At 60.4% G+C, this 20,217-nt stretch carries 17 protein-coding genes; 8 read left to right on the top strand and 9 right to left on the bottom strand.

Features of this window, described 5'->3' with window-relative positions:
- Window positions 1–408 precede the first annotated feature (408 nt).
- Both KHO31_RS24730 and KHO31_RS24735 read left to right on the top strand, forming a co-directional pair.
- Window positions 409–1,389, top strand: coding sequence for a hypothetical protein (locus KHO31_RS24730; protein WP_201078899.1), 981 nt, complete (start codon window positions 409–411; stop codon window positions 1,387–1,389).
- Window positions 1,390–1,572: 183 nt separating this feature from the next.
- A complete protein-coding gene (locus KHO31_RS24735; RefSeq protein ID WP_201078898.1) occupies window positions 1,573–2,061 on the top strand; it encodes a hypothetical protein in 489 nt (162 codons plus the stop codon).
- Between the two features lie 260 nt (window positions 2,062–2,321).
- Here the strand turns inward: KHO31_RS24735 and KHO31_RS24740 are convergent, their stop codons facing one another.
- Complete coding sequence (locus KHO31_RS24740; RefSeq protein WP_201078896.1) at window positions 2,322–2,510, bottom strand: hypothetical protein; 189 nt, start codon at window positions 2,508–2,510, stop codon at window positions 2,322–2,324.
- Between the two features lie 183 nt (window positions 2,511–2,693).
- Between KHO31_RS24740 and KHO31_RS24745 the strand changes: the two genes are divergently transcribed.
- From KHO31_RS24745 to KHO31_RS24770, 6 genes are all read left to right on the top strand, one after another.
- Entirely contained in the window at window positions 2,694–3,254 is a 561-nt protein-coding gene (locus KHO31_RS24745) for an HD domain-containing protein (protein WP_201078894.1), read from the top strand.
- Between the two features lie 193 nt (window positions 3,255–3,447).
- A complete protein-coding gene (locus KHO31_RS24750; RefSeq protein ID WP_201078892.1) occupies window positions 3,448–3,588 on the top strand; it encodes a hypothetical protein in 141 nt (46 codons plus the stop codon).
- A 133-nt stretch (window positions 3,589–3,721) separates the two neighbouring features.
- Window positions 3,722–3,949 carry a hypothetical protein gene (locus KHO31_RS24755; protein ID WP_201078890.1) on the top strand — a complete coding sequence of 76 codons (228 nt, stop codon included), beginning with the start codon at window positions 3,722–3,724 and terminating at the stop codon, window positions 3,947–3,949.
- A 26-nt stretch (window positions 3,950–3,975) separates the two neighbouring features.
- Window positions 3,976–4,167 carry a hypothetical protein gene (locus KHO31_RS24760; RefSeq protein ID WP_201078888.1) on the top strand — a complete coding sequence of 64 codons (192 nt, stop codon included), beginning with the start codon at window positions 3,976–3,978 and terminating at the stop codon, window positions 4,165–4,167.
- 26 nt (window positions 4,168–4,193) lie between these two features.
- A complete protein-coding gene (locus tag KHO31_RS24765) occupies window positions 4,194–5,159 on the top strand; it encodes a tyrosine-type recombinase/integrase (RefSeq protein WP_201078886.1) in 966 nt (321 codons plus the stop codon).
- Between the two features lie 381 nt (window positions 5,160–5,540).
- A protein-coding gene (locus KHO31_RS24770; RefSeq protein ID WP_236071432.1) for an IS3 family transposase occupies window positions 5,541–6,775 on the top strand; the annotation gives its coding sequence in 2 pieces (ribosomal slippage) (window positions 5,541–5,895 and window positions 5,895–6,775; 1,236 coding nt in all).
- A 189-nt stretch (window positions 6,776–6,964) separates the two neighbouring features.
- Here KHO31_RS24770 and KHO31_RS24775 read toward each other — a convergent pair.
- From KHO31_RS24775 to KHO31_RS24810, 8 genes are all read right to left on the bottom strand, one after another.
- Window positions 6,965–7,300 carry a BON domain-containing protein gene (locus KHO31_RS24775; RefSeq protein WP_201078884.1) on the bottom strand — a complete coding sequence of 112 codons (336 nt, stop codon included), beginning with the start codon at window positions 7,298–7,300 and terminating at the stop codon, window positions 6,965–6,967.
- Window positions 7,301–7,458: 158 nt separating this feature from the next.
- The gene (gene putA, locus KHO31_RS24780; protein ID WP_201078921.1) at window positions 7,459–11,403 is read right to left on the bottom strand and encodes a trifunctional transcriptional regulator/proline dehydrogenase/L-glutamate gamma-semialdehyde dehydrogenase; all 3,945 of its coding nucleotides are present in this window, start codon (window positions 11,401–11,403) and stop codon (window positions 7,459–7,461) included.
- 217 nt (window positions 11,404–11,620) lie between these two features.
- Window positions 11,621–13,024, bottom strand: a complete 1,404-nt coding sequence (locus KHO31_RS24785) for an MFS transporter (RefSeq protein WP_201078882.1) — start codon at window positions 13,022–13,024, stop codon at window positions 11,621–11,623.
- A 67-nt stretch (window positions 13,025–13,091) separates the two neighbouring features.
- Window positions 13,092–13,910: an aspartate/glutamate racemase family protein gene (locus tag KHO31_RS24790; protein WP_201078880.1), complete on the bottom strand. Its 819-nt coding sequence runs from the start codon at window positions 13,908–13,910 to the stop codon at window positions 13,092–13,094.
- A gap of 79 nt (window positions 13,911–13,989) precedes the next feature.
- A complete protein-coding gene (locus tag KHO31_RS24795) occupies window positions 13,990–14,880 on the bottom strand; it encodes a hypothetical protein (RefSeq protein WP_201078878.1) in 891 nt (296 codons plus the stop codon).
- Window positions 14,881–15,020: 140 nt separating this feature from the next.
- On the bottom strand, window positions 15,021–16,409 hold the full coding sequence (locus KHO31_RS24800; RefSeq protein WP_201078876.1) for an aminopeptidase P family protein: 1,389 nt from the start codon (window positions 16,407–16,409) through the stop codon (window positions 15,021–15,023).
- Window positions 16,410–16,453: 44 nt separating this feature from the next.
- Window positions 16,454–18,112, bottom strand: coding sequence for a hydantoinase B/oxoprolinase family protein (locus KHO31_RS24805; RefSeq protein ID WP_201078874.1), 1,659 nt, complete (start codon window positions 18,110–18,112; stop codon window positions 16,454–16,456).
- Between the two features lie 19 nt (window positions 18,113–18,131).
- Window positions 18,132–20,210, bottom strand: coding sequence for a hydantoinase/oxoprolinase family protein (locus tag KHO31_RS24810; RefSeq protein WP_236071435.1), 2,079 nt, complete (start codon window positions 20,208–20,210; stop codon window positions 18,132–18,134).
- Window positions 20,211–20,217: the final 7 nt, after the last annotated feature.

A 20,217-nucleotide genomic window follows, 5' to 3' on the forward strand; every position in this document is an offset into this window, starting at 1 on the left:
GGAGCACTCCGCGGTTTCCTCCCTTGGGGCTTGTAGGACGCCTGCCCGCTGGCGTCCGGGCGAGTTGACGTGCCGACGGATCAGGGCAGGCATCCTACAACCCTAAACACTAACTGCCGGTCGGGCGCCGTCCTTGAATGACTGCTCAAACGCCGAAAGCAGGCGTTCACCGCGGCCGAGGATAAGCGGGAGCGCAGCCTCTATCGTCCAATCTCAGCCGGGCGCAACTGCTTCGCGACCGCCACTCAATCTGCTGACAGGCGTCGTCCACGGAAACCTGATGAATTAGTACATCCGCTTGTCTTTCTAAGGGTGTACTCCGCGAAATCCTGTCACAATACCCGTGAGCATCGAGCGGAACCACCAGCCACTAGCGCTTTCCGAAACGCGGAGACAGCTAATACGACGATGAAGATTAACTGGACTCTCGCCGTTGCTACTGCGGCGCTTTGCACGGCGGCGGCCCGCGCGTCGGCCCAGGAGTTCGGTCTTTACACCGGACCGTTGGAAGGTGAGCATAGCCATTCCTACGCTTGGGCGATCGACTACACGGAGGGATTCGGCCGTTACTTCGCCAGCAGCATCACCTGGATCAACGAAGGACATATTCCCGGTCATCACCGCGACGGCCCCGTCGTCCAGCTTTGGGGCAGGCTTCCACTGATGGAGCGGCGTTTCGTAGTGGCGCTGGGCGTCGGCCCGTATCGTTACTTCGACACCGAGGCCGCCGAAGAAGGCGCGGGCTATTCGAATACGCACGGCTGGGGCGTCGTCTACAGCGCACGCGCCAGCTGGTATTCATCGCACCGGTGGACGGCCAATCTCCAACTCAATCACATACAGGTGGCCAACGGCGCATCGACCACCGCGATCATGCTCGGCGTCGGCTATCAACTGGACGCACCCGACACGCCAGGCCCGCGCGACTTCGCGCTGCCGCGTTCGAACAAAGTCACGAACAATGAAATCGCTCTGATGGCCGGCGCGACGATTCTGAACAGCCTCGATTCGCAGACATCGGCGGCGCAGGCGATCGAATACCGACGCGGCCTGACGAATTACCTCGACGCGACGCTCGGCTATCTGCACGAAGGCAACGGTTTGTCAGCGCGACGCGACGGCGCGACTGCCCAACTCTGGCTCACGCGCGCTTTCTTCAACGACCACCTTTCGCTCGGTATCGGTGTGGGTGCGTACGCAGCAATCCACCACGGCGATTCGGACGACAACAGGGACACGGGCGATGGGATTCTGTCCGGACTCGTGTCGATGTCGGCTTCGTATCGCATCACGCAGCGCTGGTCGGCACGACTGACCTGGAATCGCGTGATGACGCGCTACAGCCGCGATACGGATGTGATCCTGGCTGGTATCGGCTACCGGTTTTAGCGGGCAACTGTCCGTAGTCTGCGTGCCACCAACGGGTCGGGCAGAGTCGATCACCAGCCACGCAGATCGGCCAACAACAGGCGTCCAGGAAATGCGCAGATTCGTATGTGAATCAATTTTCAGCGAAGGCTGGTGTAGAGTTAATTGCCTGCTGACAATCTCCTGACGCCACGAGAACGGCATATGCGATATCAGATTGGTGATGCCCCTAAGCTAACGGATCTGCTTCTGTCGGATTTTACGGCAGTCCCACAGCCTGCCATAGAGAAGGGTTTAGAACGTTACCTGTGGCGGCACGCGCATTTCGCTTACGCGGAACAGCTTGCGTATGTATTCGACGAGGTGCGTTCGGGGCAGGCCGGCCACTTTGTTTACCATAAAAAGAGCGGCCTCATTTTTGCGCGTGCGGAGTTTGGCTTCCATCAGCTACTGCTCGCTCATCTGGCTGCGCTGCACAAAACAGATTTTTGCCGCGAACACGTGATATGGAACCTACATCAGTTTCCGTATGCAGATCCAATGAGACAGCTGGCTGATGACTTTGTGCGCGAAGGGTACGGTTTGTTTCTGTCGTCCGTTTCGAACGGAAAGTACGTCACGGTCGGGCGTGCCTTCGCGTGGGAACCGCTCGAACTAGCCGCCTTTGGCAAATTCGAACGAGACGTCATTTGATTTCGCCGCCGTCACATCAAGACCCGAGCATGTTGAACGTCCGCTGAAGGTGCGTAGTCAGTCCTTCTCAGGCGGACGCGGAAGGGCCCCTTCGGGTCGTCGAGCGACATTCGAGCCACGTATCTGGCAGACGCCTAGCGTGCGCAAATTCCCTTCTCCTTAGGGTGGCCCGTTACACGCTGATCCGCTCGACCTCGTCCGGGCAGCAGTCTCTCCCCTCAGACCACTTTGCGAGTAGGGGCCCGGCCCCCCCTGCGCGGTCAACCGTTCGACTGACGTACGCGACACGCTTCGGTCGTGCGGTGTTCGCAGTTGCCCTCACGCGAGCACCCATAGGCGTGCTCCGTCAACATAGCCGGACTGCCCATGCCCGACAGGTCGAAGTTCTGCCGTCCGAACGTTACCCGGACGGCTACGACCGGGCAGTGGCAAAAACAGCGTTGGGTCATACGTGACTCCGTTTGAGTCGAAAACCCTCTCAGGGTGCCGTCAAGACTCGCGGCCAAGGAAAATTTCTTATAGCGTCAAACGTGGCAACTCACCTCGCCTTGACAGCCCCCGCCCTCGTCCTATCGTTCTTGGGTGGGCCGCGCGACCGGCGGCCGAACGAGGCCAGCAACGAGGTCACCGAGATGGAAATCAAGCTATTCAAGGATCTGATCGACGCGGTCGGTGCAGGGGGCGACGCCGTCGGAAAAATCGCTGATGGCATCAAACACGCGGTTGTCACCGGCGTCGGTGGCTACGACGCCGTCAAGGCGCGCCGCGCTGTAGCCAGACTTGTTGACTTTAGCGCCCGAGTTTCCTTATTACATGTCGCGTGCAACGACACGGCCTACTCATTACGTGAGTACAGTCGCCATCGACGGACAAGGTATGCGCAGGATCCCGCCGGAGCGTGGACGGTCGTCCTACAGGAGATCGATCTCGTGCTGGGCCACGCCTCAGAGTTGGCCGACGACATGGGCAAGGAACGAAGCGACTTTGTGCTCGAACCGGCATATGCGAAGCTTCAGGATGCACTAGCAGCACGGCAGCGGCTTTTGGGTGAACTCTGCCGCATGCCTCCGCCTGCTTCCCCCGAAGAACTGCGCCTCGTTAATGAGCTGGGCGACCGCTACGATGCGCTTATCCGTCAGCTTATGCGCGCAGGTCGCGAACTGAGCGCCTACATCAAGTGCCTGAAGCAGTGAGTACCACCCAGTCGATATTGCATGTTTGCAAACTGTCGCAATGCCGCTAACTATTGGTAGCGCCATTGAGTTTGCCCGGTTGACATAGAACCTGTTCTCAAACGACAGCCCTATTCCCCTTGTAATTCCCCGGTGTTGTCATACGATTAATGTGCCCTGAATTGGGGGGATACGAGCACAACGAGAGGCGACCATGGCAACAGGCAAGAAACCCGCATCCGACGCGGGCGAGATCCTGCGCGGTCCGAAATCCACCAGGAGGGAGAAAGAGGTCGCTGCGTCGGACCTCTCACAGCGCAAGGGCGCAACCTCGAGCAAGCCGAAGAAAAAGTGACTTCCCGGGCGCGGGCGGGTGGGTTCTTCGGAACCGGTCCACCGCGCTTTATTCGGTGCGGTTACTATTGATAAAATATGTTATCAATAGTATTGTCGGTCCTTTCCAAGTGGACGCAGGGTCCGGGGGCAGCATGTTTGAACGTGTCCGGCGATGGTATGAGGGGGACGGCAAGACCGAGGTGTATGAAAACGATCCGGAGAGTTCCATCGTATTCATGCCCCATTTTTACACCGAATACCACTGGACGGCCCGCATCGCGCGTCGGCTTGTGGGGTTCTACCGGCGCAACTGGCAGTTCGTCTGGACGACCGGCATTGCGCTGGGCGGTCTGTACCTAGCGTGGCGCGCGATCAAGTGAGTCTGTCGACAGGGCGAGAAAACAAAGTGGACTACCGCGTAAGTTATGAGCACAGTCTGGCGAGCGCGCCGGACGACTTCATCGTCCAGGTGCCAGCCCAGACGGTCAGCGATGTGCCGGCCAATATCCCGCGCGCGCTGTTGCCCGAATACATCGCCGGACTGATCTGCGAGCGCTCACCCAGGATCGGCCGGATCCGCAACCTGCGCATCCTGTAAGTCAGGACTACCAAGGAAGGTCTCTCATGCCGTCACGCCCCGATACCGGTCGTGCGATCGCCGAACGGCTGGACCGGCCGCTGACGGCTGCGGAATTTCACCAGCTTGCCGCGGTGCCGGCCGAAGCCGAATGGTTTGCCAATCTCGATAATCCGCGCACGCGACGGGCGTACCAGACTGACCTGCAGGACTTCATGGGCTTCGCCGGGATCCGGCAGGCGGACGAATTCCGCATCGTCACGCGCGCGCATGTGCTCGCCTGGCGAAAAGTGCTCGAGGAGCGTGCATTGTCCGGCGCAACGATCCGGCGCAAGCTCGCCGCGCTGTCGTCGCTGTTCGAATACCTGTGTGAAAAGAACGCCGTCGACTTCAATCCCGTGAGAGGGGCAAAGCGTCCCAGGGTCGACAGCTATGAAGGCAAGACGCCGGCACTTGGCGATCATCAGGCGCGTGCGCTGCTGGATGCGCCAGATCCAACAACACTCAAAGGCAAACGCGACCGCGCGTTGCTGTCGGTGCTGCTGTATCACGGCCTGCGCCGGGAAGAGTTATGCAAGCTCACGGTTCGAGATATCCACGCCCGGCGCGGCGTACTCCATCTACGTATCCACGGCAAAGGCAACAAATTGCGCTATCTGCCGTTGCATGCAGGCAGCGCCGGGCGCATCCACGCTTACCTTGAGGCCGTAGAACATGGCCACTCACCCGACGCTCCCCTCTTCCAGCCGGCGCGCAGAAAGACGCACGCAGGCCTGACGGCCGATGGCGTCTACAAGATCGTGCTCGCGTACGCGGCAGCCGTGCACATCAACGTGCAGGGTTTCGGTGTGCACAGTCTGCGGGCCACGGCCGCGACCAATGCACTGGAGCACGAAGCGGATATCGCCAGGGTCCAGGAATGGCTCGGTCACGCCAACATCGCCACGACACGGATTTATGACCGGCGCAGGAATCGCCCGGAAGACTCCCCAACATTTCGGGTTTCGTACTAAAAGAGCGCGATCCTCCATCGGCCATATGTAGCGGGCACTCGCTGGTTCGCTGATTGAGTCGCTGGTGTGGCCGGTCTACCCCTAGGACCGGGCGTCAGGACTTTTCCATCCCTCTTCCATTTCAGGCGGCGTCCCGCTCCCGATCTCCAACATCCCAGCGCGCGCGAGATCCGCGAGCCCGCGTGGAACGCGCACTGAGAATGCGCAAAAGCTGGCGTTCCAAGGCAATCCAGGGCGCTGCGCAACTTCGTACACTGCAAAGCCGCCAGTTGAGTTTCCTGTTCCCTTTACGGCAGGGGCAATGCGTACGAGGTCGTTGGGCCGGCCCCGGCGAAAACCGGACACGAGGTAACGCTTAAACTTTGAGGTAGTCTTACGCCTATGTTTAAGCCCAGCTCTAACGTGGAACCCATTGAAGTTTTGACCCAGCCCGAACAGCGCCGCCGGCGCTCTGTCGAGGAGAAGCTTGCGATAGTGCGCGAGACCTTCGAGCCCGGCGCAACCGTATCCGGAGTTGCCCGTCGTCATCAGGTGAATGCAAACCAGGTGTTCGCCTGGCGCAAGCTCTATCAGGACGGAAGCCTGTCAGCAGTCAGTGCCGGCGAGCAGGTGGTACCGGCATCCGACCTGGCCGAAGCGATGAAGCAGATTCGTGAACTCCAGCGACTGCTGGGCAAGAAGACGATGGAAGTGGAAATCCTCCGCGAAGCAGTGGAGTACGGCCGGACAAAAAAATTGATTGCGCGCTCACCATTGCTGCCGGGGGACGACCGATGAAGACGGTCTGTGAAGTCCTAGGTGTGTCGCGCTCTAATCTCGCAGTGAAATCAAAGCGCGACGCTGAATGGGTCGACAAGCGCAAGACGACCGCCCGTGACGACATGCCGCTCGTTGCGGAGCTGCAGGGGCTGGTTGCTGATTTGCCTACTTACGGCTACCGGCGCGCCTGGGCCCTGCTACGGCGAAACCGGGACGCACAGGGGCAGCCTCGCGTTAATGCAAAACGGGTTTATCGGGTCATGCATACCCACGGCCTGCTGCTCGAGCGCCGCCCTCCACATCCCCAATCCACGCGCCGGCACGACGGCAGGGTCGCGGTGGACCGGAGCAATGCGCGCTGGTGCTCGGACGGCTTCGAATTCCGTTGTGATGACGGCTCACCGCTGCGCGTCATCTTTGCACTGGACTGCTGCGACCGGGAGGCCATGAGCTGGGTTGCGACCACTGGAGGCTATACCGGAGACATGGTGCGTGATGTCATGCTTCAGGCTGTAGAAAACCGTTTCGATAGTGCGCTGAAGGCCGACAACGAAATCGAATGGCTCAGCGACAACGGTTCCTGCTACATTGCCGAGGAGACGCTGACGTTCTCGAAAAAAGTGGGCCTGAAACCCATCACGACGCCGGTCCGAAGTCCGCAGAGCAACGGGATGGCCGAGAGCTTCGTCAAAACGATGAAGAGAGACTACGTCTCGTGGATGCCCAAGCCGGACGCGAGAACGGCGTTGCAGAACCTGGTCATCGCGTTTGACCACTACAACGAGTCGCATCCGCACAGCGCCCTGAAATACCGCTCACCACGCGAGTTTCGCCAGCGAGCAAATTCACCAACCTAAGCGTGACCGCATGTCCGGTCATGCAGGGGCAAGTCCACCTGCCCGCCCCCTGCGACTCCGTTCCCACTCCTCCCTTTGAGAGTCTGCAACTCCCGCAAATTCTTCGTTGCTGGTGCACGCGGAGCGTGTCACCTTCATGGTCATCAAGGGATCGGAAGCGCGGCCATGACGGCCCCGATCTCCCGATGGTTATTTGCGAACACGCAACTTGTTTTTCACCGCCGTGACCCCGGACACAGTTGCCGCTGTTGTGCCAGCCGTCTGCACCTGATTGGCGTCGGGCACGGAGCCGTGGAGCGTGACGACACCCTTGTAGGCACGCACCTTAACTTTTGAACCATCAACGCCAGCGCCAGTAACAGCCGTAAGAACGTCGGCGGCAAGCTGTTTGTCTTTAGCCTGCCGAGCGACAATGTCCGAAGCCTGTTCGGGTGAAATCGGCTCACCTCCACCTTGTGCGTGAGCGCAAAACGTCGCCGCCAGAACCAGCACTCCCACGCATCCTTTAAACGCTCGAATACCCATTATTCATCCTCCAGTTGGTTGATTTTCATTTTCTGCTGTCGCCGCTTTGAAACGCCCCCAAAAAATCAGAGCCGATCTTCACCTACTAACTGCGGGTTGCCGGCACATTTGCTCGACATCGGGAATCGCCGTGAATGCCGGTTCAACCGAAATCGCGCTCAGCCGATTGTCATCAAATTCGCATTACCGCCGGCTGCCGCCGTGTTCACACTGACCGAACGTTCGGTCAACAGACGTTCGATTGCGTAGTCCTCGTCGCCGCTTTCCAGCGCGCGTGCCGCGACGCCCTGAACCGAGACGATCGGCCCCGGACGTTTCGCGACTTCCTTGACCAGCGCGAGCAGTTCGTCACTATCGCCTTCAAACAGCACCGCATCGAACTGCGTATCGGCACTCTTCTTCGCGCTTGCGTACGACTTCAACGCGGCAGGCAGCCGCGATACCAGTTGCTCGCCGGCCGCGCCTTCGAACAGCGCGTGGTTGCCGGTGGCCAGCGCCGCCGCGAGCTGCACGCGCGCACCGGTCGCAGTCGAGGCGACACACAACACCGTGCCGCGCGCACCCAACGTGTAGGTGTTGCGCTCGCCGGTCGGTCCCGGGAGCACCGCCATCGTGCCGGCGAGCCCTAACGAGAGGTAACCATCGAAACGAGCCACCAGCGCCGGTTCAGACTCGGCGATCAGCCAGTCGCGCAATGCGGTGGCCAGCTGATCAACGCTTTGGTTTTTGTGGCCGTGTTGCCCGGTGCCGTCGGACGGCCCATCGGCCACCAACGCCTGCGCCAGCGACTTCGGCAACCCTGCCGGGCGCGTCGCCAACAGACGTTGCAGATACAGCGCGCCACCCGCTTTCGGACCCGTGCCCGACAGACCCTCGCCACCGAACGGTTGAACACCCACCACCGCGCCGATCACGTTGCGGTTCACGTAGATGTTGCCGACATGTGCGCGGCTGATCACGTGGGCGATGGTCTCATCGATCCGCGTGTGGATGCCGAGCGTCAGGCCGTAACCCGTGGTGCGAATCTGTTCGAGCAGCTTGTCCAGTTGGCTGCGACGGTAACGCACCACGTGCAGCACCGGGCCGAACACTTCGCGCTTCAGTTCGTCGATGCTGTCGAGTTCGATCAGCGTCGGCGGAACGAAGGTGCCTTGTGCGCAGCCTTCCGGCATCGGCAATTGCTCGACCTTGCGGCCTTTCTCGCGCATCGCCGCGACGTGTGCGTCGATACCGCGCTTTGCGTCGAGGTCGATCACCGGGCCGACGTCGATCGAGAGGCGATCCGGATTGCCCACCGCCAGTTCGCGCATCGCGCCTGTCAGCATCTCGAGCGTGCGATCGGCGACATCGTCTTGCAGACAAAGAACGCGCAACGCCGAACACCGTTGACCGGCGGAGTCGAAAGATGACTGCAGCACGTCCGCCACCACCTGTTCGGCGAGTGCTGACGAATCGACAATCATTGCATTCTGGCCGCCGGTTTCGGCGATCAGCGGAATCGGTTTGCCTTCCGGATCGAGACGATTCGAGAGCGTCTTGTTGATCAGGCGCGCGACTTCGGTCGAACCGGTGAACATCACCGCTCGGGTGCGCGGATCGGCCACCAGCGCGGCGCCAACCGTTTCGCCGTCGCCCGGCAGCAGTTGCACCGCACCGGCCGGCACGCCGGCTTCCCGCAGAATACGCACGGCTTGCGCGGCGATCAACGGCGTTTGTTCAGCCGGCTTCGCGAGCACGGTGTTGCCGGCGGCGAGCGCGGCCGCGACCTGGCCCATGAAAATCGCCAGCGGGAAATTCCACGGGCTGATACATACCACCGGACCGAGCGGACGATGCGTGTCGTTAGAGAATTCGTTACGGATCTGCGTGGAGTAATAGCGCAGGAAGTCGATCGCTTCGCGAATCTCCGCCACGGCGTTCGCCAGCGACTTGCCGGCTTCACGCACCACGAGGCCCATCAACGTGTGCATTTGCGCTTCGAGCAGATCGGCGGCACGCGCGAGGCAATCGGCGCGCGCTTCGACCGGCGTGGCCTGCCAGATCGGCCCAGCGGCAACGGCGTGCGCGAGCGCGGCGCTCACATGGTCCGAAGTCGCTTCGACCACCGTTCCAACCAGGTCACGCTGATCGGCCGGGTTGCGCACGTCACGCGCGACGCCGACGGCGATCTCGTTGTCTTCGAGCATCGGCGCGGCGCGCCACGGATGATGCGCGCTCGCGAGCAGCGCCGACGACAGCGACGCCAGACGATGCTCGTTCGACAGATCGAGGCCCATCGAATTGAGACGCTCGGCGCCGTACAGATTGCGCGGCAGCGGAATTTTCGCGTGCGGTGCACCGAGCGGCACGATCTTCGACGCTTCGTCGACCGGATCGGCTACGAGGTCTGGAATCGCGACGGTTTCATCGGCAATGCGGTTCACGAACGACGTGTTCGCGCCGTTTTCCAGCAGACGGCGCACGAGATACGCCAGCAGCGTTTCGTGCGTGCCGACCGGCGCGTACACGCGGCACGGACGATTCAGCTTGTCGCGGCCCGTGACTTCTTTGTAGAGCGGCTCTCCCATGCCGTGCAGACACTGGAACTCGTACTGGCCGGGATAGTAATTGTTGCCCGCGAGGTAATAGATCGCCGAAAGCGTATGCGCGTTATGCGTGGCGAACTGCGGATAGACCGCGTCCGGCGCGCCGAGCAGCTTCTTCGCGCAGGCGAGGTACGACACGTCCGTGTAGATCTTGCGCGTATAGACCGGATAGCCTTCGAGGCCGTCCACCTGGGCACGCTTGATCTCGGTATCCCAGTACGCGCCCTTCACGAGGCGAACCATGATGCGATGACGGCTGCGGCGCGCCAGATCGATGATGTAGTCGATCACGAACGGGCAGCGCTTCTGATACGCCTGCACCACGAAACCAATGCCGTTCCAGCCGGCCAGCTCCGGATCGAAGCACAGCGCTTCGAGCAGATCGAGCGAGATTTCGAGGCGATCGGCTTCTTCGGCGTCGATGTTCAGGCCGATGTCGTAGCGGCGCGCGAGGATCGCCAGTGAGCGCACGCGCGGCAGCAACTCGCTCATCGTGCGTTCCTGCTGCGAGCGCGAATAACGCGCGTGCAGCGCGGACAGCTTGATCGAAATGCCCGGGCCTTCGTAAATGCCACGGCCGCCCGCAGCCTTGCCAATCGCGTGGATTGCCTGTTCGTACGACGCGTAGTAGCGCTGTGCGTCGGCTTCGGTGGTGGCCGCTTCGCCGAGCATGTCGTACGAATAGCGGAAGCCGCGCGCTTCGTATTTGCGGCTGTTAGCCAGCGCTTCCGAAATGTTCTCGCCCGTGACGAACTGCTCGCCCATCAGGCGCATCGCCATATCGACGCCCTTGCGAATCAACGGCTCGCCGCCCTTGCCGATCAGACGCGTGAGCGCCGACGACAAACCCGTTTCGCTATTGGTCGTCACCAGCTTGCCGGTGATCATCAAGCCCCAGGTCGCGGCGTTGACGAACAGCGACGGTGCCTGACCGACGTGCGATTTCCAGTCGCCCTTGCTGATCTTGTCGCGAATCAGCGCGTCGCGCGTGGCGCGATCGGGAATGCGCAACAGCGCTTCGGCGAGGCACATCAGCGCCACGCCTTCCTGGCTCGACAGCGAGAATTCGTGAATCAGCCCTTCGACGCCACCTCCCTTGCTCTTGGTGCGCAGCGTCTCGACCAGCTTGCTGGCCATCGCCTGTACGTCACCCGCGAGGTTGGCCGGCACGCGCGCCTGACCGAGCAGAAACGGCATGCACTCCGGCTCCGGACGGCGATACGCGGCCGTGATCGCCGCGCGCAGCACCGACTGCGGTTGCACGTTCTGCGCGAATTCGAGGAACGGGTGCGATGCACCGTCGTCCGATTGCTTCAGCGTGGTGCCGTCAGCCATATCAGCCGGGTCTTGCACACCGGGCAGTTCAGCGGGAAACTGGCCATCCTCGATTTTCTCCAGATACGAGAAAATGGCCTGTTTCATCAGCCAGTGCGGCGTACGTTGTATGCGTTCCGCTGCCGTCCTCATGCGCATCCTGAGCGCGCCATCGATCTTGACGCCTACGGTCGTGCTTTTCAACAGTTCTTGATCCACTTTGTATCTTCTTTGCATGCGCCCAGCCAGTCCGTCCGCCCACGCATTTCGAGCCGGCCGAACTGTGGCGCTCCCGGTTCGACAGTCCGTCGACCTATCGATACGATCGATCGAGGCCAGCCAGGTTAAGGTAGTGCTCCAACCGTTTTTGGTCGGAACACTGCCAGCCAGTCAGTCCCAGTACATGAGACTGCTTCCTGCACTACGCGAGATCCTTCCCCTCTGTCTCGGGCAGGAACAATGCCATCAGGACGGTGGCAATCATGAACAGGTTGATAATCGTCGTGGTCGTATTGAAAGATGACCCTTGTGCTACCAGCAACCCGATGAAGGTGGGAGCCGCGATGTTCGCGAGTCGCTGCGCCAGCACGGCCCAGCTGTAGCCGACCGTACGCAGCCGAGTCGAGTACAGTTCGGCTACCCACGTGTCCCACACGCCCCACGCGCCCAGGCTGAAGAATGCGAGCGCGAAATTGCTGGCATAGAGGGCCGTCATCGTTTGTGTGTTGGCGAACGCATACCCGGCGATCGCCGACAAAGCCACATACGCGATCATGACCTTCTTGCGCCCGAACTTTCCGGTCAGGTATGACGCGCTCATATAGCCCGGAATCATGCAGAGTGCCGAGATCGCAATGAAGCTGTAGCTTTGCGGCAAACTCAAACCTCGCTGCTGTAGCAAGGTAGGCAACCACGACTGCAGGCCCCAGTAGCCCCACGCAAACGTGAAATTGATCGCGATCTGCAATAACGTGACGGCCAGGACACGGCCCGAAAGGAGGTCACTCCAGACACCACGTTTCACCTCTTCGACGTGCAACTGTCGCTGTGGCGAAATAACCGTCGCACCGCGGCTGAGCCGAAGGATCACTGCACGTGCCTGCTCCTGGCGGCCCTTCCCTGCCAGCCAGTACGGGGATTCGGGCACCAGATATGCCACGACAAGCGCCCACAGCGCGGCGAGCGAACTCATCCCGATCACCCAGCGCCAGCCCATCGACATCATCCAGACCGTAGCGCCCAGCGCGAGCAGCATGCCGATCGGCCAACCAGCGGCCAGGTACACCGTGAACGGGCCGCGTGAACGCACAGGCAGCAGTTCCGTAAAATATGGAAACGTCACGACCAGCATGCCGGCAGCCACGACACCGGACAGCAGACGCAGCGCGTACAGCGTCGAGTAATCCGGAGAGAAGACGCTGGCCACGGACACGACGCCGTATAGCACCAGGCTATAGATGATGGACTTCTTTCGTCCTATCCTGTCCGAGATAGGACCCCAGACAATCGAGCCTATCCCCATACCGACAAAGATCGCCCCGATCAGGTTACCGACCGCAACCGGTCCGAGGTTGAAGTCTTTTGAGATGAGGGGCGATGTATAGACGATGATCATCATCTCCCACGCCTCGATTACAAAGACGAAAAACAGTGCGAGACAGCTCTTCAGGTGCTCGAACGTTAACGGAAGCGCCTCGAAAACCTGACCAACGGGAATCAATGCGTCCGCGGGACCGCGTCCGCCAGCTGTAGAAGGTTCAGGCGAGAGACCTGGGGCATAAGACGACTTGAGCGGCGCTCCCGCGTCTTGTGAAAGATTGTTCATGGCAATTCCTTTTCCGTGAAAATTGCGTCGGAAACCTGCGTGCCCGCACGCGCGATTTGGCTCGTGGTCAGAACATCACCGCGTTGGCGATGGGTGCGGGCCCTTGAAAGAGCCCGAAGTCGCTAAGTTCCGACTCGGGTGGCGGTTCACAACTCCAGACACGGCTTGGTGCCCATCCGAACTGCTTCTTGAGCTTCGCAAGCGATTCGGCCATCTTGAACGCAGCAACGACCGGGTCGATGACCGGCACGCCAACGGCTTGTTGCACTGCTTCGAAGAAACCAAATTCGATCGTGCACCCGAGGATCAGTGCCTCCGCATGATCCTCGTCGACCGCACGCCTGGCTTCCTCGATAATCCGCTGGCGCGTGACTTCCGGGTGCGCCTGGAAGTCGTTCACGCCCATTCCCAGCGACGGCATCGACGCGAGGCGATCGAGCAGTCCATACCCTCGAATGCGATCGGTCATCTGCTCAATCCACTTCTCGCGTCCAACGATCACGGAAAAACGGTTTGCGAGATTCACCGCGATCTGCACGCTCGCCTGGCAGGGACCGACAACAACCGTCTGCCCGGAGATCTCCCGCGCACCTTCAAGCGCCGGGTCATAGAAGCAGCCGACCACCAGGGCGTCGATACCCTTTACGGCGCTGTCCCGCGAGACGGCAACCGTTCTTTCGTGAATCAATGCTTCATAGGTCCGGTATTCGAGGTGCGTCGGCGTCGGGGTCATGTCGAATGACACGACCTCCACGGTCGTCGACGGTTGCTTGATAGAGTGCAGCAACTGTCCGATCGGGGTGTCCCACGCGGCATAGCCGACAGGATTCAACCAGCGCACGGTGACGGGAGCATCGGTGGGTTCGCCGTTAAAATGATGGTTCATGTTCTACCTTCGATAAAGGTTGGAGATGGACGGCAGCCGTGTTGCGGCTGCTGGCTCGGTCGAGATCAACGCAGGACCGTCACAGGTTCTTCACGATGGCCATAGTCACCGACACCGACTTCTTCAGGTTCGAAGACGTGTAGTAGTCGAAGTTAACGTTGCCCGAGACATACAGCCCGTATTTCGCGAATCCGAAATACGTAAAGCTCGGGCCAATCTTGCCTTCGCGCATTTCCGGAAAATCGGACCCCTTCCAGCTGTAGATGCTGTACGCGTGGTGCAGACCCAGGAACAGGTCGTCACGCACCTGATAACCCCCTGCCACATCCATGAAGGTAGCGCTCAGCCCGCCCTTGAACTTCACCATCTGGCCATCAGCGATGGCGGTCTCATTCAGGTTGCGAGTGGCATAGTTCAGCTCGATCGGGTTGAAAGTGATACCCCACCGGCCAATCTGCAGATAGTTATTGACGTTAAAACCAAACGAGTACTGGTTGGCACCCGCGCCAAAGCCCGCGGTCTTGCTACTGCCGTTGGGAAACGCGATGGTAAATGTCGGGCTGGTCCAGAACGTCTTGTAACCCGGCGATCCTGGCGGCTGGTCGGGTACCAGCACGTTGTAGTAATACTCGATACCGAGATTAGGATACGCGCCTCCGAAGCCGCTCCCGCCTGGCGCGCCGTGCGTGTTCGAATAGCCAACCGAGCCGTTCAGCCAGAATTCGAACTGGTCACGGTGCGTTCCGGTAAAACCGGTTTCCGTGAAGTAGGCCGGGTTGAACGACGAATAGATGGTATTTGAGTTCGGCGAGGTATGCTGGAAGACCGGGAACGCCTCAAGCGCCCACCCTCCCGGCACACCGGCCTGACCGAAACCGATGAACTCGTCGGCGCTGGCCTGTAAAGGCGCCGATACCAATGCGAGAGCGGACAGACTGGTCAATATTCCAGAAAGACAGCGAAGTGTCACAGCAATGTCTCCTACAATACATAGTTAGTATTACTACACGTTTCTAGTTCATTCAGGTTGAAATTCCTCAGACCTGAATGTCCTCCCTGCTCCCCATTCGGCCGATTGCTGATTCTCGACAGAACCGGCAGATGCCTTCACTAGACGGCCAAGAGGCCTTCCACTTCTGCGACCGTTTTGGGCGTGCCCGGACCCATCACACGAGACCCGCCCGCGGTCACCAGGACCTCATCTTCAACTCGCATTCCACCAAAATCGAGGTATTTGTTGAACCGGTCATAGTCGATGAACTGCCCGTGCCGGCGTTCCGCACTCCAGCGTCGAATCAACGCCGGGATGAAATAGATCCCCGGTTCGACGGTCAGTACCATGCCTGGCTTCAGACACCGGGCCATCCGCAGGCTGCTCATTCCAAAGAGCGGGCTTCGGTGAAACTGTTCGTCATAACCGACCTGGTCTTCGCCAAAGGACTCCATGTCATGAACATCGAGCCCGAGCTGGTGGCCAAGACCATGCGGGAAGCAGATCGCATAGGCTCCAGAGGAGACCACCTCGAGCGGATTTCCCCTGAAGAAGCCCAAGGCTGTCATGCCCTCGACCATCCGCAACGCCGCCAGCCGGTGTACGTCGACGAACGGCATCCCCGGGCGGATAGCCTCGATGGCGGCGGTCTGAACCTGCAGCAGCAGTTCGTAGAGCTCGCGCTGCCGCAGGTCGAACTGGCCGCCCACGGGCAGCGTCCGGGTGATATCGCTCGCGTAACCGAGCGCGCTCACGGCACCAGAGTCGTTCACTACGAGATCACCCCGCTCCAGACGGAGGTTGTAGTTAAAGTTGTGAAGTATCTCTCCCCGCTTCGTAAACACGGGCCGATACGCCTCATGTACGCCGTGCCGACCGAGCACCTGACGCATTCCGGCGGCAACTTCTCGTTCCAGCACACCCGGTCTCGTCAAGCGCATCGCCGTGCGATGCATTTCGTCGGCGATCGAGAGCGCGCTTTCGATTTCAGCGATCTCCATTTCGGATTTGATTTCGCGCAGGCCGACGACTGCACGGATGAGATCGGGCGAAGCGCGCGTCCCAATATCGCCGGTTTGATGACCGAGAAGCCGCGACAAGTCGAGCGTCGTCTCCGCACGATAGGGCGGCAGAAAGTGCACGTCCCGCTCGCGCCGTATGGCTTCGCCGATGACCTCCTGTAGCCGGCCGTACGGTTTGACCAGCGAACACCCCACAGCCGCGCACTGGTTAGCAAGCGTCGTCGACTCGCCGAGCCAGATTTCGTCGTCGAGACCCGGGTCATCGCCGAACACGACGTCTTCGCCCCTATCAACGTCGATGATCGCGGCCAGTCCGGGACGGCTCAGTCCGAAAAAATACGAGAACGTGGAGTCCTGCCGGAACGGATGAACGTTGTGGGCAAAGTTGATCGGCGAGTCAACATTGCCCAGGAGCAGGGCCACTCCCGAGCGCAGCTTTTCTCGCAGCGCCTGGCGGCGCCCTATGTACACGCTATCTGCAAACATGATCGTCAATCCCGTGAACTCATCTCTATAACAACGCGGCTGCCTTACACCTTGACGCCGTAGATTTTTTCGGCAACCTCAGCACTCACATAGCCGTTCTTCACGTCGTCGATGACCGCTTCGCGCGCGCGCTCAGCGGGATTGCCGTAGCCGCCGCCCGAGCCCGTCCGCACGCGGACGACATCGCCTTTCTTCAGGATCAGTCCGCTGACCATTGAGTGGCGCTCACTGCGCCCGTCTGTGCGGACCACCTCGACATAGTTCGGGGAGCCGTCGGCTCCGCCCTCCAGTCCCCAAGGCGGGATCTTCGAGCGTGTGTAGCCGCAAGTCAGGAAGGTGCCATCCGATCGGACACGGTAGTCGAGACGGATGCCGCGCCCGCCCCGATATTGACCGTGTCCACCCGCCTCGTCGTTCAGCTCCATCCTGTCGACATATAGACCATATCGGGCCTCGCAGACTTCGACCGGACAGTTGTAGGTTTCGCCATGCAGCCCCGAGTACATCGCACTGTTCCCGTCGCGACCTCGTTCGCCCCCCCAGCCACCAATTTCTGGCTCGACGAGGGTGAATGACCGGCCCGTATCCGGATGCAGACCGCCGATGATGGTTGCACAGACCGATGCGAAGTTACCGGCCGGCAACCTGCCCGGCAGGTGCGATGCGAGACACTGCAGGATCAGGTCGTAGACCCGGATCAGGTTTTCGAAGTAAAAGCCTTCGGCTGCAGGAGTGCGCGCATCGAACAGTGTGCCCGGGCGGGTAAGCACCTTCAGCGGGCGAAAAGTTCCGCCGTTGGTTGCGGCCTGGGGCGCGGTTACGGCCTTGAATGCCATCTGGGCCGCGACCACCGTCCCGTCGCGGCTCAGGTTGGTCGGCCCGTCCGCCTGGTCCGGGTTATCGCGCAAATCGACTACCATGCCGGTATCCGTGATTTCCACGGTGACCTTGAATACCTGCCCGTCGTCTTGAGGCTCCTCCATCGTTGACCGCCCGCGCGGCGCATCAGCGAGAGCCTTGAGCGACACCTTCTCACCAAGGTCCATGAAATCGTCCACGGCCTGGAGAAACAGTCCGATTCCGTACTTGTTCGCCAGTTCAATGATGCGGCCTGCGCCACTTCGCACCGCTGCGATTCCCGCCCACAGGTCACCTTCCATGAAGTCGGGCATGCGGGTGTTTGCCTGCAGGATCTGCATGACTGAACGGATCGGCTTGCCTTTCGAAATCAGCTTGACGGAGGCGAGCCGCAACCCTTCCTGGAAGATGTCTTTTGCATCGGTGGAAAGGGATCCGGGAACCATGCCGCCCACGTCATTCCAGTGGGCGATATTGGCGGTCCACGCGATGAGATGTCCGTCCACAAACACCGGCATTGCGAGCACCACATCGTTCAAATGGGTGACCCCGCCGCTGTGCGGATCGTTGGTAATAAAAACGTCGCCCGGCTCGATCTCCCCCGGCTGCGAATGGTGCACCAGGATTTGCTTGACTGCCTTGTCCAGCACTCCGACGAAAGCGGGAATTCCGGCGCCGGAGCTGGCAATTTCGCCGTGCGCGTCAGTGATGCCCGTGCCCATGTCAAGCACCTCGTAGATGATCGGGCTCATTGCCGTCTTGCGCATCGCAGCGAACATCTCGTCGGCAATGGCCTGCAGGGAATTCTGGATTATCTCGAGTGTAAAGATGTCGATCTGACTCATTTGCGGTTCTCCGTCGTCCTCAGATGGTGATATGAATGTTGCCGAGGCGATCGACGCTGACACCGTTCTTCGGGTGGACCACGATCGTCGTACCAGAGTCTTCAATAACAGCCGGGCCGTCGATGGTCATACCGGGTTCGAGCTTCGCATTGTCATAGATGACCGCTTCGTGAATACCCTCCAGGGCATAATCGACCAGGCGATGCCCTTTCACGGCCGACTCCACTGCAGCGCCCGTCACGGGCACCTCGTCGAGGTCCAACTTGCCGATTTCCGCGACCGAGACGATGTGGAAACCGACAATTTCAAGCGGCGCGTCAAGACGGTAGGTGTACTGCTGCTCGTATGTCGCGTGAAAGCGGTCGGCAATCGCCGCCCAGTGTGCGGCAAGCTGTTCGCCCGCACGCAGTGGCACCTCGACCGCATGCTCCTGGTTCTGGTACCGCAGCTTGCACAGGACCGTGAGCTTTACGCGCTCAGGCGCGATGTCTTCCTTCGTGAACTGTGCAAGCGCCGCGACCGACAACTCGTCGAGCAGTGACTGCGCTTCGGCGATGGCATCATCGCGATTCACTTCAAAGAACCGGTTGACGAACATGTCGCGCCGCAGGTCCGACATCGTCATGCCCCATGCAGAGAACACCGACGCTCCACGCGGAATGACCACCTTCTTCGCGCCCAGCTCCTGCCCAAGCGCGACAGCGTGCATCGCGCCCCCTCCACCGAATGCGACGAGCGTAAAATCACGCGGATCGTGGCCGCGGCTCAATGAGACCAGCTTCAGCGCATTGACCATGTTGTCGTTGGCGATTCGGATGATCCCGCGTGCGATTTCCTCGCGCGACATGTTCAGCCGTGCGGCAAGCGGATCCAGTGCCGTCTCGACAGCATTCATGTCCGCGACAAGCTCTCCACCGCAGAAGTAGTCCTTGTTGATGCGACCCAGTATCAGATTGGCGTCGGTGGTGGTTACGTTCGTCCCGCCATGACCATACGCAGCAGGTCCTGGCAAGGCACCCGCCGACTGAGGGCCCACGTGCAGCTTGCTGAATTCGTCGATCCAGGCAATTGAGCCCCCCCCGTTGCCGATCTCGACAAGGTCCACCACGGGCACCATGATGGGATAGCCCGCGCTGACGCGGTCGCGCTCAACCCAGTAGTCCGTCTTGATGGCCACCTGGCCGTTCTGGATCAGTGAACACTTAGCTGTGGTGCCACCGATGTCCAGTGCCAGCACGTTCGGTTCCCCGATCAGGCGACCAAGCTCGGCCGCGCCCCAGAAACCGCTGGCTGGTCCGGACTCGACCATCGTGATTGGAATGTCACGGGCATGCGAAACGGTATCAACGCCGCAGTTCGATTGCATCACATACAGGGGCGCGGTGTAGCCACTCTGGCGCAGCCCCTGCTCGAGGCTATCCAGATAGCGCGAGGCAATTGGCTGAACGTAGGCAGACAACACAGTCGTGCTCGAACGTTCATATTCGCGCCATTCGCGTGTAATCTGATGCGACGCGACAGCCGAGACTTCCGGCCAGAGACGCTTTACCTCAGAGAGAAGCGCCTGTTCGTGGGCAGGATTGGCGTACGCATGCAACAGGCAGATCGCTACCGCCTCAACGCCCTCGCGCCGGAAATCATCGAGAATCTGCTTAAGATTCTTGGTGTCCAGCGGTTCACGTTCCTGTCCGTCAAAGTGCATGCGCCCGGCGATTTCGCGGCGCAACTGGCGAGGCACAAACGGTCCCGGCTTGACCCACTGCAGGTTAAAGAAGTCCGGACGGTTTGCGCGCGCAATTTCGAGCACATCTCGAAATCCGGTGCTTGTGATAAGTCCGGTTTTGACGCCCCGTCGCTCGGTCAGCGCGTTGATAACGACGGTCGTGCCGTGTGCCAGAAAGCTGACGTCTTCGAGGCGGACCTCCGCCTTGCGCAGCACATTCAAGATACCCTGTTCGAAATTGGGCGGCGTCGTATCCGATTTTGCGGTTCGTATAGTCTGCCTGCCACTTTCGGGATCGAACTCGAAGTAGACAAGATCGGTAAACGTTCCACCAACGTCGGTTGCCACGCGTACGGTCTTTCCAGTTATTGTCACAACACGT

It is taken from the genome of Paraburkholderia domus (assembly GCF_905220705.1).
Taxonomy (GTDB): Bacteria; Pseudomonadota; Gammaproteobacteria; order Burkholderiales; family Burkholderiaceae; genus Paraburkholderia; species Paraburkholderia domus.

Coding starts and splice junctions, on each gene's coding strand:
- KHO31_RS24730 (WP_201078899.1), top strand. CDS start 409: ATGAAGATTAACTGGACTCTCGCCGTTGCTACTGCGGCGCTTTGCACG.
- KHO31_RS24735 (WP_201078898.1), top strand. CDS start 1,573: ATGCGATATCAGATTGGTGATGCCCCTAAGCTAACGGATCTGCTTCTG.
- KHO31_RS24740 (WP_201078896.1), bottom strand. CDS start 2,510: ATGACCCAACGCTGTTTTTGCCACTGCCCGGTCGTAGCCGTCCGGGTA.
- KHO31_RS24745 (WP_201078894.1), top strand. CDS start 2,694: ATGGAAATCAAGCTATTCAAGGATCTGATCGACGCGGTCGGTGCAGGG.
- KHO31_RS24750 (WP_201078892.1), top strand. CDS start 3,448: ATGGCAACAGGCAAGAAACCCGCATCCGACGCGGGCGAGATCCTGCGC.
- KHO31_RS24755 (WP_201078890.1), top strand. CDS start 3,722: ATGTTTGAACGTGTCCGGCGATGGTATGAGGGGGACGGCAAGACCGAG.
- KHO31_RS24765 (WP_201078886.1), top strand. CDS start 4,194: ATGCCGTCACGCCCCGATACCGGTCGTGCGATCGCCGAACGGCTGGAC.
- KHO31_RS24775 (WP_201078884.1), bottom strand. CDS start 7,300: ATGGGTATTCGAGCGTTTAAAGGATGCGTGGGAGTGCTGGTTCTGGCG.
- KHO31_RS24785 (WP_201078882.1), bottom strand. CDS start 13,024: ATGAACAATCTTTCACAAGACGCGGGAGCGCCGCTCAAGTCGTCTTAT.
- KHO31_RS24790 (WP_201078880.1), bottom strand. CDS start 13,910: ATGAACCATCATTTTAACGGCGAACCCACCGATGCTCCCGTCACCGTG.
- KHO31_RS24800 (WP_201078876.1), bottom strand. CDS start 16,409: ATGTTTGCAGATAGCGTGTACATAGGGCGCCGCCAGGCGCTGCGAGAA.
- KHO31_RS24805 (WP_201078874.1), bottom strand. CDS start 18,112: ATGAGTCAGATCGACATCTTTACACTCGAGATAATCCAGAATTCCCTG.